General features: G+C 61.5%; 14 protein-coding genes and 1 tRNA gene. 8 read left to right on the forward strand and 7 right to left on the reverse strand.

Annotated features, from left to right (window positions below):
* Nucleotides 1–2: 2 nt before the first annotated feature.
* The 3 genes from V2B23_RS11705 to V2B23_RS11715 are packed head-to-tail and all read right to left on the reverse strand — an operon-like array spanning nt 3 to nt 4,140.
* Nucleotides 3–1,025: a glycosyltransferase family 4 protein gene (locus V2B23_RS11705; protein WP_430950489.1), complete on the reverse strand. Its 1,023-nt coding sequence runs from the start codon at nt 1,023–1,025 to the stop codon at nt 3–5.
* Nucleotides 971–2,359 (reverse strand): O-antigen ligase family protein, encoded by a 1,389-nt coding sequence (locus V2B23_RS11710; RefSeq protein WP_430950490.1) that lies wholly within the window; start codon nt 2,357–2,359, stop codon nt 971–973. Before V2B23_RS11710 ends, V2B23_RS11705 begins: the two co-directional genes overlap by 55 nt.
* Nucleotides 2,360–2,370: 11 nt before the next feature.
* Complete coding sequence (locus V2B23_RS11715; protein ID WP_430950491.1) at nt 2,371–4,140, reverse strand: alpha/beta hydrolase family protein; 1,770 nt, start codon at nt 4,138–4,140, stop codon at nt 2,371–2,373.
* Nucleotides 4,141–4,323: 183 nt separating this feature from the next.
* Here V2B23_RS11715 and V2B23_RS11720 point away from each other — a divergent pair, with 183 nt between their 5' ends.
* Nucleotides 4,324–5,448 carry a glycosyltransferase gene (locus V2B23_RS11720; protein WP_430950492.1) on the forward strand — a complete coding sequence of 375 codons (1,125 nt, stop codon included), beginning with the start codon at nt 4,324–4,326 and terminating at the stop codon, nt 5,446–5,448.
* Here the strand turns inward: V2B23_RS11720 and efeB are convergent.
* Genes efeB through efeU form a run of 3 tightly spaced genes read right to left on the reverse strand, consistent with a single transcriptional unit; the run spans nt 5,433 to nt 8,758 of the window.
* A complete protein-coding gene (gene efeB / locus V2B23_RS11725) occupies nt 5,433–6,713 on the reverse strand; it encodes an iron uptake transporter deferrochelatase/peroxidase subunit (protein ID WP_430950493.1) in 1,281 nt (426 codons plus the stop codon). The two genes, V2B23_RS11720 and efeB, sit on opposite strands and share 16 nt — an antisense overlap.
* A complete protein-coding gene (efeO, locus tag V2B23_RS11730; protein ID WP_430950494.1) occupies nt 6,713–7,843 on the reverse strand; it encodes an iron uptake system protein EfeO in 1,131 nt (376 codons plus the stop codon). The genes efeB and efeO overlap by 1 nt, the downstream gene beginning before the upstream one ends.
* 15 nt (nt 7,844–7,858) lie before the next feature.
* Nucleotides 7,859–8,758 carry an iron uptake transporter permease EfeU gene (gene efeU, locus V2B23_RS11735; protein ID WP_430950700.1) on the reverse strand — a complete coding sequence of 300 codons (900 nt, stop codon included), beginning with the start codon at nt 8,756–8,758 and terminating at the stop codon, nt 7,859–7,861.
* A gap of 244 nt (nt 8,759–9,002) precedes the next feature.
* Between efeU and V2B23_RS11740 the strand changes: the two genes are divergently transcribed.
* The 7 genes from V2B23_RS11740 to V2B23_RS11770 all read left to right on the forward strand — a co-directional run bounded on the left by V2B23_RS11740 (nt 9,003) and on the right by V2B23_RS11770 (nt 14,048).
* Nucleotides 9,003–9,713, forward strand: a complete 711-nt coding sequence (locus V2B23_RS11740; protein ID WP_430950701.1) for a lytic transglycosylase domain-containing protein — start codon at nt 9,003–9,005, stop codon at nt 9,711–9,713.
* A gap of 196 nt (nt 9,714–9,909) precedes the next feature.
* Entirely contained in the window at nt 9,910–11,196 is a 1,287-nt protein-coding gene (gene eno, locus V2B23_RS11745; protein ID WP_033234550.1) for a phosphopyruvate hydratase, read from the forward strand.
* A gap of 22 nt (nt 11,197–11,218) precedes the next feature.
* Nucleotides 11,219–11,887, forward strand: a complete 669-nt coding sequence (locus V2B23_RS11750) for an FtsB family cell division protein (RefSeq protein ID WP_430950495.1) — start codon at nt 11,219–11,221, stop codon at nt 11,885–11,887.
* Nucleotides 11,884–12,429 carry a DUF501 domain-containing protein gene (locus V2B23_RS11755; RefSeq protein ID WP_033234548.1) on the forward strand — a complete coding sequence of 182 codons (546 nt, stop codon included), beginning with the start codon at nt 11,884–11,886 and terminating at the stop codon, nt 12,427–12,429. The genes V2B23_RS11750 and V2B23_RS11755 overlap by 4 nt, the downstream gene beginning before the upstream one ends.
* The gene (locus V2B23_RS11760; RefSeq protein ID WP_430950496.1) at nt 12,426–13,388 is read left to right on the forward strand and encodes an exopolyphosphatase; all 963 of its coding nucleotides are present in this window, start codon (nt 12,426–12,428) and stop codon (nt 13,386–13,388) included. Before V2B23_RS11755 ends, V2B23_RS11760 begins: the two co-directional genes overlap by 4 nt.
* Nucleotides 13,389–13,488: 100 nt before the next feature.
* Nucleotides 13,489–13,565: transfer RNA gene (locus V2B23_RS11765), tRNA-Leu, on the forward strand.
* A gap of 138 nt (nt 13,566–13,703) precedes the next feature.
* The gene (locus V2B23_RS11770; RefSeq protein WP_430950497.1) at nt 13,704–14,048 is read left to right on the forward strand and encodes a TraR/DksA family transcriptional regulator; all 345 of its coding nucleotides are present in this window, start codon (nt 13,704–13,706) and stop codon (nt 14,046–14,048) included.
* A gap of 202 nt (nt 14,049–14,250) precedes the next feature.
* Here V2B23_RS11770 and V2B23_RS11775 read toward each other — a convergent pair whose 3' ends face one another.
* A complete protein-coding gene (locus tag V2B23_RS11775; protein ID WP_430950498.1) occupies nt 14,251–14,598 on the reverse strand; it encodes a DUF3703 domain-containing protein in 348 nt (115 codons plus the stop codon).
* Nucleotides 14,599–14,611: the final 13 nt, after the last annotated feature.

The following is a 14,611-nucleotide window of genomic DNA, read 5'->3' on the forward strand; positions in this document are numbered from 1 at the left end:
ATTCAGACACTCAATCCAGCGGATCGGTATGCGCCGACGGTGAGTTCGGCAGTTCGTGCCCAGGTGAGTCGTGATGCGACGTGGGGTGCGGCGGTCCGCAGGGCCAAGTTGCATTCGTGATCGTCGATCGCTGAGCGCAAAGCACGCACCCACGAATTCTTGTCATGGGTCTTCACCAGTATCGCGGCTTCGCCGGCAAAATCGGGAAGGCCGCCGACTGCGCTGGCGACTACCGCACTGCCACAGGCCATGGCCTCGAGTGGCGGTAGTCCGAAACCTTCGTAGTGTGAGGCGTAGGCAACGACTGTGGCTGCGGAATACAGTGCGGGGAGGTCCTCTGTTGCAACGTATCCGAGTCCTATCGCAGAACTGGGTGCGGAAGGTCCGCGAGAGCCGGCACCCGCGAGCACAAACGGAATAGAAAGTTCTGAGCAGGCCTCGGCAACGAGCGCGACGTCCTTACGGGGTTCGATCGTTCCGACTTGAAGCACGAACCTCTCGGGCAAATTGAGTCGAACCCGGACGTCTGCGACTGCAGCAGGGGTGGGCACGACTGCCCACGGTGCGGGTGCCAACGGGGTGACCACTGCCGCTCGACCACTGAAAGACTTGATTCGTTCGGCCGTGAAGTCGGACACCGCGATGAGCACGTCCGCTTTGCGTAGGGCTCGTGAGAGTAGTTGCCGTTCACCGGCCGCCCGAAACTTGCTGAATGCCCACGGGACATCGAATACCGACATATCGTGAAACGTCGAGACCGTAACGCCCGCTTGCCTGATCGGCAGATCCACGTCGAGGCTGTGGTACAAAGCTGACCCGGCGATAGGAACCATTGCCCAGGCCGCCCTACGGGCGCCGGCGACGACCGGTCGCTCGATCGCGCTGAGCGACGACGGAATCTCGGCGACGGCATCGCTTTGGATTGCCGCGCTCAACTTCACCGATCCGTCGACCTGCAAGGCGATCTCTTTCAGGATTTCACGAGCGTAGGTTTGTACGCCTCCTCCGCCGGGGCGCAGGGCCATTGCTCCGAAGGTGATCTCCGAACGGACGTCGTGTGTTCGTCTGAGTGGTGTTGACTCAATGCGCATCCCACAGTTCCAATCAGTAACCAGAAATAGAGGTCGAGAGGGAAAATCTCGAAGTAAGTGGCAAACACCGATGCACAGGCCGCGGCGATGACGGACGCACTGACACCCAAGGCGAACGCGCTGTCCTGTCCCCGAAGTATCCGAGAACTTCGAAGTGCGGTGACCGCCGCCGAGACCAGGAGCAGGAGAAAGATCCACACCCCGATCGGGCCGAGTTCGACCGCGACTTTCATGTAGTAGTTGTCGGGTTGATACGGAATCAATCCCAGCGTGGTTGCTGCCTTGATAGTCAGTGTGTCCAGCATCGGGTGAGCGGTTTCAGCGGCTTTCGCCGCTGCAGATCCGGTGGCGCCGAGTCCCTGGCCGAGCGGATGGACGTACAGCGAACTGATCGTGGACGACCAACCGTTGCCACGTTCCGCGAGGCTGTACGACGAGAACAACGGAGCGACGATCGACGACGGCGCGAGCAGTAGCGCAACCGGAACTACAACGGCAATGCCGGCGAAGACGACCAGTAACGAGCGGTAGCGGTAGATCGCCAAGCAGAAGAGACCCACAGCAAAAGCGATGTAGCTGGCGCGCACGATCGAAACGCCCATCCCGGCAATCATGATCGGAGTTGAGGCGAGAAAGATGATGTTCCGCAAGCGCTTCGGATCAGCAAGGCTGACAGAGATGCCGACAATCAGGCTGAGGCTGACGAACAGAGCAAACGCGAATGGTCCGGTGAACGTGCTGAAACTGCGCAGCAGAGAACCGGTGATTCTGATCTGTTCGGTGTAGCTGTAACCGAGTTCGACCAGATACTCCGGCCCGACGAGTTGCTGGAGCAGACCGATCACGGAGGTGAGAATGCCCATCCCCATCAAAATCGTGACGAGATGATCTCGGTCCGATCGTGTGAAGGGCGCTCTCCAGAGGATGACCGGGATCAGAGCGTAGAAGTACGTGATCTTGATCGAACCCAGCCCGCCGATTCCGGACAGGATGAGGGCAGACGCCGACCCGAGTACTACCCAGGCAATGGCGGCAGGCCACCATGGCATCGACGGATGCACGACACGGTGACGATTGGGGCTGACAAAGGTGCTCAACAGCGTGAGCAAAATGAGCCCTTCCTTCCAGCCTGCCAACGATTGCCCACTCGGGATGATCGCCAGTAGTCCGTGAAGTGGCGCAAAAAGCGCGAGGAGGAGGAGTCCACGCTGCGGCCGACGATAGAGGGCAAGCGCCACCGGGGCTGCCGCCACCGCGCCGAGCGCCATGATCACAGGGTTCACACGGTTGATCGCTTCGGTGGAGGGCTGTAGATCGGTTGTGTTGCGGCTCTTCCGAATTGCTTCGCCACCACCGACATTGATTCTCTGCGGATGATGCTGCGAAGGTCACGATGGTACGACGGGTGATCGCCGACCTCTGCCATGACAGCGTCGAACTCATACCCACGTCGAGTCATTCGCGCAATGCCCTCGTCTCCTCGCTGATGACGGAACCACTCGGCGTCAGCAGGGGAGAGAATTGCTTTCGTAGGGACGTCACGCCTATGCAATGCGTCCAGCAAGACTTCGGGAACTTGAGTTATGCCCCTGTGCCCCAGCAGCTTCCATGCAAAATACGGAAGACGAGATTGAAGTTGCGCCTTGATCACCGCACGCAGGGGAGGTTTGGTGGTGTCGGCGCCCGAAATGATCTTCGGAGATTCGGGCAGTACCGCATCGGTGAGCGACCGCTTCCTGCGCGTCGACCACAAGATGGTATTCACAAGAATTATCGACCGAGCACCAAGTCTCAGGGCCACCGACGCCGCCGTCCATCCACCCGAGCACAATCCCGCGAGTATGACGTTCTCAGGTGCAGCGCCGAGAGCCGCAACTGCTGTCAGCGCGTCTTCGTCTGCGGCCCTTGAATACACAGACGTTGGATTGTTTGCATCGATATGTCCGGTGTCTCCGACTCCACGTCGGTCGAACCGCAAGCTGGTAACGGAGTGCTCGGCGGCATCGCGTGCAATGTGTACCCAAGATCTGCCGGGTCCGATGCGATGCTCGATCGCAGTTGTGAAGAAAACCATGCCGCGCTCGGGTTTTCCGAAAGAGGTAGCCGAGGCGTCGACGGCGGTGTGTGTGACCGAAGTTGCGGGATGGGTCCGGATTGCGAACAGTTGATCCGCGCCGACTCGTTCGAGCGACTCGTAGACGTCGTCACCCGTCGCCGTCACCGCTACTCGCGCAGTGAGTTCGATTGTGGGGCTGACGGTATGCATCGTCGTCGGTGCATGTCGGTCGATCCATCCGGCGATCTCGTCGATGTGGCGGTACGGGATATCGACGTAGAAGCTCGGCGGCGAAGTGAATGCCTCGTGATTCTCCAGTGTCAGCACATCAGGCTGCAGCTCGGAAGTCAGGCGGGTGATCGCGCCGCTGTCCTTCATCGAGGACCGGACGGCAAGGAGGATCTGCGGGTTTCCCGGGAATGGGTATTTCAATTGGGTATGGCTGAGTTCGTCGGCGCATTCGGGTGCCAGCGCGCCACCCATGATCGATACGCGCGGGTCGGTGGGATCGTCCTCTCCTACGCTGATGGAGTAGAACGCTCGTTGCTCCCGGATGAAATTGCGCCCGTTGACAACCGGATCCCAAAGGACCACCGAATTGATTGTCCCGCAGCCCTCGAGAGCCGAGGCGGCCAACAGTGCACCGACTCGTAAACCGACGACGCTGACGGATTGGGTACCGCACTGACGGACGAAATCAACTGCGCTGACGATGCTGCTGCGCCATCGGCTCATCGCGTCGGGCGCATCCTCATTGCCCGACGAATCGCCGACACCTTCGTAGTCGAAGCGAAACGCGACTATTCCTCGGGCGGCCAGTTCGTCGGCCAGAAGTCGCATCCCGCGGTACGTGTCGATGTGCTCTTTGCCGACGGGGGAACACAATACGACCGCTTCGCGCGCAATGCCCGATGTCGGAACATGGATGAATCCGAGCAGTGGTGCCTCCGTCGGGCCGAACCATGTGGCCAATTGAGTCTCGATGGTGATCACTCCGTGTTGTTGGCTGCAGAATTTGAAATATTGACGCGCTGTTGCCGACCTCACCGTGAGGAGGGCAGCCGCCGGATTGTGGTTGCCTGTATGTTGCTAGTAAACATACCATCGGTTTGTTTGAGCGCGCTTTTACGGGCGCAAAGTATCAAATCGCACAATTGACGCGTACTGGAGTCCGAAATGGCTGGTGTTCTGGTCCATGAATGGATCGAACGTTCTGGGGGAGCGGAGAAGGTTCTCGACGAGTTTGTCAATTGCTACCCGGATGCGGACGTGTACTGCCTCTGGAACGACGCTCCGGATCGATATCCGGCGACAAATGTCCGCGAGAGTGTGTTGGCTGGGACGCCTCTACGCGGCAGGAAAGCGATGGCACTTCCGGCGATGCCGTTCACGTGGCGTGGCCTCGAAAATCGTGACTACGATTTCGCTTTGATCAGTTCTCATCTCTTTGCTCACCACGCAACATTCGCTGGAGCGTCCCCGGAATTACGCAAGTTCGTTTATGTTCACACGCCTGCCCGTTATGTGTGGAATCCGGAATTGGACGAGCGCGGTAATTCACTCTCGGCGCGGATGGCGTCGCCGATGTTGCGGCGAATTGATCGTAAGCGCGCCTCCGAAGGTGCGTCTTTCGCGGCCAACAGTGACTTTGTCAGCAAACGAATCGAACGCGCTTGGGGCGTGAATTCCAAGGTCATTCATCCGCCGGTTGATGTCGATCGAATTGTCGCTGTTGACGACTGGAGGTTGAAATTATCACCGGATGAACTTCAGTTACTTTTCAGCATGCCATCTGTGTTCGTTTTGGGTGCATCGAGGTTTATTCCGTACAAGCGGCTTGACTGGGTGATCCGTGCCGCCGAGAAAGCCGGCGTCGCGGCTGTCATTGCCGGGTCGGGGCCGGAGGAGGAACGACTTCGTTCAATGGCTGCCGAAGCGTCCGTGCCGGTGCGGATTATTCATCGACCGTCGGACGCTTTGCTCTTCGCCTTGTACCAGCGCGCGCTCGCGTACGTGTTTCCGCCTATCGAGGACTTCGGGATCATGCCGGTGGAGGCCATGGCTGCCGGCGCCCGACTGATTACGAACAGCATGGGAGGTGCTGCGGAGACTGTGACGCATGGCGTCGACGGGCTGCATTTCCACGATGACCGGTGGGAGGCGATTGCAGAGTGCATTCAGGAGATCGACCGCGTGAGTATTGTCAGGTCGAATACGTATGGCAAGTACTCGGTGCGGCGCTTCCATGAGGAGATAGCGATGTGGACGGGTGTCGAATCGACCGCCTATGTGAAAAGTTGAGATCCCCAATAACTTTCACCTGAAAGCCCGCCGGGGCAAGCGAAGACGGCAGAACCGACGTGTTGGATGTATTCGTTCAGCGCGTCGTGCCGGGAGAGGTTTTGCTGCATCGGAACAAACTGCTCGACGGGGTTCCGGCAGTAGGCAACAAAGAACAAGCCGGCGTCGAGGTGGCCGAGCCCGTCGGATCCATCGGTGAAGTTGTATCCGCGCCGCAGGATTTGGATTCCGCCCAGTTCTTCGGAAGACGCCAGACGGACATGCGCGTCCTCGGGAATGACGAAGTCGTGCCCTTCCTTCGAGTCCAGATCGAGTTCGTCGAACTCGTCCTTTCCGCCGAGCGGAGCGCCGCTGCGCTTCGACCTCCCGATGACGGCTTCCTGTTCCTTGAGGACTGTTCGATCCCATTGCTCGATCAGCATCCGGATGCGGCGGGCGACCAGAAATGATCCCCCCGCCATCCATTCCTGATCGTCGGCGCCGTCGACCCAGACGTGTTCGCTCAGTAGCGTTGGATCCTCCGCCTTGATGTTGGCGGTTCCGTCCTTGAAGCCGAACAGGTTTCGCGGAGTTTGTTGTGTCGTGGACGTCGAGGATGTTCGTCCGAATCCTAGCTGCGACCATTTGACCGATGCCGTTCCGAAGGCAACGCGCGCGAGGTTGCGAATGGCATGAACCGCGACCTGCGGATCGTTGGCGCACGCCTGGATTGCGATGTCGCCGCCACTACGCGCCGGATCGAGGTTATCAGCCCGAAAATGCGGAAGGTCGAGTAGCGCAGCAGGTTTCTTGTCGGCCAGTCCGAAACGGTCGTCGAACAGTGACGGTCCGAAACCGATGGTGAGCGTCAGTTGTGAGGCAACAAGGTCGAGGGCCTCACCGGTATCGCTCGGCGGTGCATACGGACCGTCGCCGCTTGCACCGTCCTCGGTTGCTTCCTCACCCTTGGTCATTCGCTCGGCCATGGTGGTCCAGGTCTGCAACAAAGCGATCAGTTCTTCGCGGGATGTCGTCGTCACGTCGAACGCGACGAAGTGCATGCGATCCTGGGCGGGTGTTGTGATGCCGGCCTGATGATCACCGCGGAAAGCCACCACGTTGGAGTGGTCGGCGCTGGAACTGTCGTCGGCGGTGACCCGTCCGACAACAGCACCGGCACCAGCGAGGGCAACGCCCGCTCCCACGGCGCCGAACAGTTTGCGCCGTGAGAGCCCTTGCGGTGTCGGATTTTCCGGGCTGGATGTGCCCTCTGGTGAATCAGTCATCACTGCCCCGCAACTACTTCCTGAACCTGGCTGACCTCTGCGGACAGAGCGTCGATCTTACGTGAGAGTTCCTGGCGCTGAGCTTCGGTGACGGTGTCGTAGAAGACAAATCCGTCGCCGACGCGGAACTGCGCGAGCGCTGCGTCGAGGTCGGTAAATCGATCCGAGATGCGCTGGGCGAGTTCCGGATTGCGTTCCTGCAGAATCGGGTTCAGGGCGGCGATCGCGGCCTGGGAGCCGTCGACGTTTGCCTGGAAGTCCCACAGGTCGGTGTGCGAGAAGATGTCTTCTTCGCCGGTGATCTTGGAGGTCGAGATCTCGTCGAGCAGCCCCTGCGCGTCGCCGGCGATCTTGGTCGGATCGATCGAGTAGTCCTGGGCGTTCACCTGATCGGCCAAGTACTCGATGTCGACGAGCAGTTGATCTGCGACGGCATTGGTGTCGGGCTGCAGACCGGTGACCCACAGGTCCTTCTCGAGGCGGTGGAAGCCGGTCCAGACCTGGCCGGGTTCGAGGTCTGCCTCGCGCAAGTCGAGCTTGGGATCAAGCTCACCGAAGCTCTCGGCCTCGGGTTCGATGCGCTCGTAGTACGTGCGAGTGACCGGGAAGAGTGCCTTCGCCTGTTCGACGTCGCCGGCCTGAACGGCTGCGACGAACTGCGCGGCGGTGTCCTGAAGTGCAACGATCTGGCTGCGGATGTACCGGCGGTATCCGTCTGCTGCTTCAGCGAGCTGGCCGCTCTCGTCGGTGGCTGCCTGCGAATCGCCGGTGACGACCAGGTCCTGGCGGATTCCGGTTCCCACCATGCCCGGCTTGCATGCAAGCTGGTAGGTCGCGGCCTCGGGGAGGGAGACGATGAGCTGACGCGTCAGACCGGGGCCGATGTTCTCGACCTCGCCCATCGCGCGGTCACCCTCGGCAAAGACGTAGAACTCGGTGACCTTCGTGCCGTTGTTCGTGACCTGGAACGTCGACTTACCCGTCGTGGCTGTGGTGGCACTGACGTCGCACGAATCATCGGTGGCAGTGACGATGATGTCGCCGTCGCTTGCCGTCGACTTCTCGGTGCACGCGGCAAGGGAGAAGGGGAGTACCGCGGCCGTCGCGAGCACGAGAGTGGATTTGCGCATCGTAGAAGGTGCCTTTCAGGATTCTGTGGGTTCGGACGAAGTTGTGGGCGATGCAGCGGTGGCAGGCGCCGGTGACGATTGCGGGCGCAGGAAGAGCGCCAGTACGACGACGAGATACACGACCCACGCGGTCGCCTGCAGAACCGTCGGGTCGGGACGGAAGTTGAAGATGCCGGCGAGGACGGTTCCGTACCAAGTGGAGGGGTCGTAGCCCGGTGTGAGGTTGAAGGCGATGTTTTCGGCTCCGGGCAGGACGTTGCCGATCTGCAGGGCGCGAACGCCGTAGGAGAGGATTCCGGCGGCCACGACGATAAGGAAAATCGCGGTGTAGCGGAAAAACGTCGTGAGATTGAGACGTAGTGCCCCGAAGTACATGGCGACGGTCAGGATGGCGGCCACAAGAATTCCGAGCAGCAATCCGATGAGTGGCCATGAACTGCCTGCGGTGTTCTCGGCGTACCCGACCATCAGCAGCGCCGTCTCGACGCCTTCGCGGCCGACAGCAAAGAACGCCAGCGTCAGGATTGCGATCGGTCCGGCAACGAGGGCCTTTTCCATCCCGGCCTTGAGGTCGCCGGAGATGTTCTTTGCCGCGGTTCGCATCCACAGGACCATCGCCGTCACGATCACCACGGCGATCAGTGACGCAATTCCGGCGATGACTTCCGCAGTAAGGCCGTCGACGGTGGATGTTCCGTAGTGGATGGCAAGGAAGATGATCGCCACCATCGCGACCGCGGCGACAACTCCGAGCCACACCCACTTCAGTGCGTCCCGCCGCTGTGCCTTGACGAGGTATGCGGCCAGGATCATGACGACGATGCCGGCTTCGAGGCCTTCACGGAGCCCGATCAGGCCGCTGCCGAATAGCTGCGTGGCAACTGACGGACTGCTCGACGCAGCGAGTACCGACACGGACACGGATGCTCCTTAACCGGAGGAAGCTGGGCCGCTTCACGGAATCGGCCAAAAGTAGGACAGCCTTAACTCCGATGAAGATACTCCACCTTGTAGCTGGTATCCACACCCTGACCAGGTCTTTTGCTTCTCTTTACCCTTGTATTCGGGTGTTCAGTCGACTCGTGTGGATGATGGAGGGGTGTACCGAACCACTGCCAAGACCTCGAGACCCCGGCGCGTCGTGCGCGTCGTCGCCGCGATAGCTGCCGGAACGGTGCTTGCCGGAGTGGGTATTGCAGCGTGTGGATCCGACGAACCGAAGATTGCGATTCCCGAAGGAATCCCGCCGGGTGTCGGCTCGCCGACACCGCCGATCGACATCAACGCACCCGGCCGCAGTGCAGATCAACTCGCTGATTGGGCCGCCGGACTGAGTGGTGACGTCGGAATCGGCACGACTGCGCTTGCGGCCTACGGGTACGCCGCCGCCGTGATGGCTGAGACATTGCCTGGTTGCGGGATCGGGTGGACAACACTCGCGGGGATCGGGAGCGTCGAAAGCCGTCACGGAACGTACGACGGCTCAGCGGTCGACGCCGTGGGTCAGGTCAGTCCGATCATTCGAGGCATTCCACTCGACGGTGGGCCTGGCGTAGCCGAGATCCCCGACACCGATGGCGGCACCATGGACGGAGATTCCGTACACGATCGAGCGATGGGCCCGATGCAGTTCATCCCGGAAACCTGGCTGAAGTGGGGCGTCGACGCCAATGGTGACGGTCGCGTCGATCCCGACAATATCGACGACGCCGCGCTCACTGCGGCGCGGTATCTGTGTGCCCGCGGGGGAGACCTGAGCACCGCGGCCGGTTGGCAGCAGGCTCTGATGGCGTACAACCTGTCCGGTGACTACCTCGCGCTAGTGCGCGATCGAGCGTCGGCATACTCGGTGGGAACTCGGCCGGCGTGAGTGCTCATGACCGCAGTTCAGGCCGGTGTGTGCGCGTCGATAAAGAAGCCTTCGCGCGCTGCGGTTAGGCTGTGTGCTGGCACTACGCGGGCCCCGGCACGATCGTGGTCCAATGCCCATGCACGCAGTGTGTGTCCCAATGTCCACGCACGCGGAGTGTGCCCCAATGCGAAGCCCATCGAAGGAGAACCACACAGTGGCCAGTATTGAGCAGGTCGGAGCTCGCGAGATCCTTGATTCCCGTGGCAACCCCACGGTTGAAGTTGAGGTTTTGCTCGACGACGGAAGTTTCGCCCGGGCCGCAGTGCCCTCCGGCGCATCCACCGGTGAGCACGAAGCCGTCGAGTTGCGCGATGGTGGCGCTCGCTACGGCGGAAAGGGTGTCGAGAAGGCAGTCGAGGCAGTCCTCGGCGAGATCGCGCCCGCAATCATCGGCATCGACGCCACCGAACAGCGCACCGTCGACCAGGCGCTGCTCGACGCAGACGGCACCCCGGACAAGTCTCGCCTCGGCGCCAACGCACTCCTCGGCGCGTCGCTGGCAGTTGCCCGCGCCGCAGCGGAGTCTTCGGGCCTGGAGCTGTTCCGCTACGTCGGTGGCCCCAACGCCCACGTCCTGCCCGTCCCGATGATGAACATCCTCAACGGTGGCGCTCACGCCGACACCGGCGTCGATGTGCAGGAGTTCATGGTTGCTCCGATCGGTGCACCGAGCTTCAAGGAATCCCTGCGCTGGGGTGCCGAGGTTTACCACTCCCTCAAGTCCGTCCTGAAGGAGAAGGGCCTGTCCACGGGCCTCGGAGACGAAGGCGGCTTCGCGCCTGACGTTGCCGGCACCAAGGAAGCTCTCGACCTCATCACGATCGCCGTGAACAAGACCGGCCTCAAGCTGGGTACCGATGTCGCGCTCGCGCTCGACGTTGCAGCCACCGAGTTCTACACCGACGGCACCGGCTACAAGTTCGAGGGCAAGAACCGCACGGCAGCCGAGATGGCGGCGTTCTACGCCGAGCTCATCGACGCCTACCCGCTCGTCTCCATCGAGGATCCGCTCGACGAAGACGACTGGGACGGCTGGGTTGCACTCACCGACCAGATCGGCAACAAGGTTCAGCTCGTCGGCGACGACCTGTTCGTCACCAACCCCGAGCGCCTCGAAGAGGGCATCGTCAAGGGCGCGGCAAACGCACTGCTGGTCAAGGTCAACCAGATCGGCACGCTGACCGAGACCCTCGACGCAGTCGACCTCGCTCACCGCAACGGCTACAAGACGATGATGAGCCACCGGTCCGGCGAGACCGAGGACACCACCATCGCGGACCTCGCAGTTGCCGTCGGCAGCGGCCAGATCAAGACGGGTGCGCCGGCTCGAAGCGAGCGCGTCGCCAAGTACAACCAGTTGCTGCGCATCGAGGAGAACCTCGGTGATGCCGCTCGTTACGCCGGCGAGGTTGCATTCCCGCGCTTCGCGTTCGAGGCCTGAGCAACACATTTAGGTATCAGCAGTGTCTGCACAACGCGGTAAACCACGATCCCCCGGCGGAAGTCCGGGGGGTCGTGGTTCCGGGCGCGCAGACACTGCTCGTCGCACCAAACCCGGCAGCACCCGCCGGGCACGCGGTACGGAAGCCGAGTCGACGGAAGCAGCGTCGACCGGGGTCAAGGCAACGACGGCGTCGACGCGTAAATTCTGGTCGAGGCTGCCCAGTTCCGACAACACGGTCTTCGGGCTCTCGACCAGCCGGGCGGTCATTCTCGCGATGGTTGTTCTGATGCTCGCGTTGACGTTGGCGGTGCCGTTGCGCACGTACATCTCTCAGCGTTCCGATGCCGCTCAGATCGCTGCCGAACGACGCGTACTTCAAGAGGAAGTTGACGCGCTCCGCCAGCAGAATGCGCGTTTCGATGATCCCGCCTACATCGAAGCCCTTGCACGGGAACGCCTTCGGTACGTCAAGCCTGGCGAAACGCCGTTCCAGGTACAGCTTCCCGGTGACTATCAAGAACCCGAGAAGAAGCAAGTTGAAGAAGCCCCGCTGACAGGTCCGTGGTATCGCGATCTGTGGCAAACGATTTCGGAGCCACCAGTGGTTCCCGAGACGAAGGCAACGCCGGCGCCGATGCCGGTGATGCCGACAGAGCAGTCAGAAGAACAAGGAGTACCCACCGGGTGAGCAAGCCGTCCGAAAATTCCCCTCACGTCGCGCAGGCAGATCTTGACGCCGTCGCAGCTCAGTTGGGCCGTGAGCCGCGCGGAGTGCTCGAGATTGCATACCGCAGTCCCGACGGCACACCAGGCGTGGTCAAGACAGCTCCCAAACTTCCTGACGGAACGCCTTTCCCGACGCTCTACTACTTGACAGACCCCAGGCTGACCGCAGAGGCCAGCCGTCAGGAATCTGCCGGTGTGATGCGTGAGATGACCGAGCGCCTGACACAGGATCCCGAGTTGGCTGCCGCGTACCGCCGCGCCTACGAGTCGTATCTTGCTGAGCGTGACGCCATCGAATCCCTCGGTACGGACTTCGCCGGCGGCGGGATGCCGGATCGCGTCAAGTGCCTGCATGTTCTGATGGCGCATTCACTGGCCAAGGGTCCTGGCGTCAATCCGCTCGGCGACGAGTCGGTGGCTCTGGCCGGGAAGGGCAAGTTGCGCGGCACCGCCATCCCCGCTGACTGGCCGGGCATCGACGACGCGGTAGATCCCGAGAAGTGAGGGGTCGCGTTGCCGCCGTCGACTGCGGCACCAATTCGATCCGTCTGCTGATCGCGGATGTCGGTGCAGACGGGCGATTGACCGACGTCTGCCGCGAAATGCGGGTTGTCCGTCTCGGTCAAGGTGTTGACGCAACAGGAACTTTGGCTCCCGAAGCCATCGAACGCACGCGTGTTGCACTGGTCGAGTATGCGGGCATGATCGCCGAATCCGGAGCGAGCGCCGTTCGGATGGTTGCCACATCTGCGACGCGCGATGCTTCCAACCGCGACGACTTCTTCGCGATGACGCGCGAAGTGCTGGGCAGCGTGATTCCCGGTGCGGGCGCCGAGGTGATCTCCGGCGACGAGGAAGCGCGACTCTCCTTCAGTGGTGCTGTGGGAGAGCTTGATCCGTCCGAGGGTCCGTTTGTGGTGGTCGACCTCGGCGGCGGTTCCACCGAGCTGGTTCTCGGCGACTCTGCTGGTGTTCAGGCTGCGTATTCCACCGATATCGGCTGTGTGCGGGTGACAGAACGGTGCTTGCATTCCGACCCGCCAACCGCTGAACAGGTTTCCGAGGCAACAGAGTTCGCGTCTGCCAAGCTTGCCGAGGCATTCTCGGTTGTTCCCATCGAGAAAGCACGCACCTTGGTCGGTGTCGCGGGAACCATGACCACGCTCTCGGCAATCGCACAGGATCTGCCGGACTACGACGCGGACAAGGTGCACCTGTCCCGAATCTCGTTCGGCCAGTTGATCGACGTGTGTGATCGCCTCACCGCGATGCCACGCGCCGAACGAGCGAAATTCGGGCCCATGCATCCCGGACGAGTCGACGTGATCGGCGGCGGAGCGATCGTCACCACCATCCTCGCGCGGGCATTCGAGGACAAAGCGGGAATCACCGAACTGGTGGTCAGCGAGCATGACATCCTCGACGGTATCGCCATGTCTATCCCGCTGCACACCGCCCAATAGTGCTGATGGGCATCACAATCGGTGGGTCTGATGAAGATGCCTGTGAGCGCACGATAGTGTGATCCCTGTTGTTGTCGGGAAACCGGCGGTAGCAGGGTAGGCCCCCATAGCCCAATTGGCAGAGGCAACGGACTTAAAATCCGTCAAGTGTCGGTTCAAGTCCGACTGGGGGCACCAAAAAGACCAGCTCACCGCACAAGTCGAAGCCTCGGATGTTCATCCAGTTTCGCTTCGGTACGCAGAGGGCACGCAGCTCTCTCCGACCAGCAGATCGCACGCATTGTGCGCGGTGCTTGGGCAGCGTTGAATACTGTGATGCAGGATTTCCACGCGACCATCGGCCTTGAACGGCGGCGGGCAGAGCACCGATTGGCATCGCTCCGCGAAGGACTCGAATCCATAATCGAAGGCTCCCGTTGGACTACCGACGACGATGAACACGATCCCGAAGGGTCGACCATCGCGTTCGAGCGGGCCAAAATCACGTCTCTCATTGCCGATACCGAAGCCGAATTGCGGGATTTGGATGCGGCGACAACCCGCCTCCGGTCAGGTGAATACGGAATTTGTGAGGTCTGCCAGGAGCCGATTGCAGACGCCAGACTGGAGGCGCTACCCACTGCGCGACAGTGCATCGAGTGTGTGCGACGGAGTCGATGACGGTGCTGTGCGTGTATCCGGCATCGTCAAGACGTCTTGGCGGAGCGGTAACTGTCGTTTCCGGCCGGGCCGGCCGCTGTGGGCGAGCTGCCCCTGTAACACGGATCAATGTCGAGCAGTCGCGATGATCCGCACAGTCCCCGCCCGCATTGCGGGTTGGCCATTCCAGTCCGAAGCGCCACGGAATCCAGTGGTGGGTCGGCTAAGCCGAATTGGTGAGAAGGTTCGCCAGCTGATCCGGGATCGGCATCGGTGTCGTGAGCCCAGCAGCAGTGCGTCCGGTGTTGCCGGCGGGGTAGCGGCGCAGGACCGAACCGGGCGTCGCAACAACAATCCGCACGAGTTGCCCGCGCACTTCGCGCCAATCACGTTGCCGCAGTGCCAGTGTGAGCATTGCGATGTGATTGCGCGTGTGCGGCCACGGGTACGGCTGCGCCAGGATGTGGGCCTGTTCTAGGTGAATCCATTTCTGCGCGTCGTCGCTGGTAGTACCGACGTCGTACATTTCGGCGTTATACGCGGCGCGAATACGCTCGGGCATCCTTGTCATGACGGGTTCCTTT

The sequence above is a fragment of the Rhodococcus sp. 24CO genome (assembly GCF_050586165.1).
In the GTDB taxonomy this organism is placed as follows: domain Bacteria; phylum Actinomycetota; class Actinomycetes; order Mycobacteriales; family Mycobacteriaceae; genus Rhodococcus_F.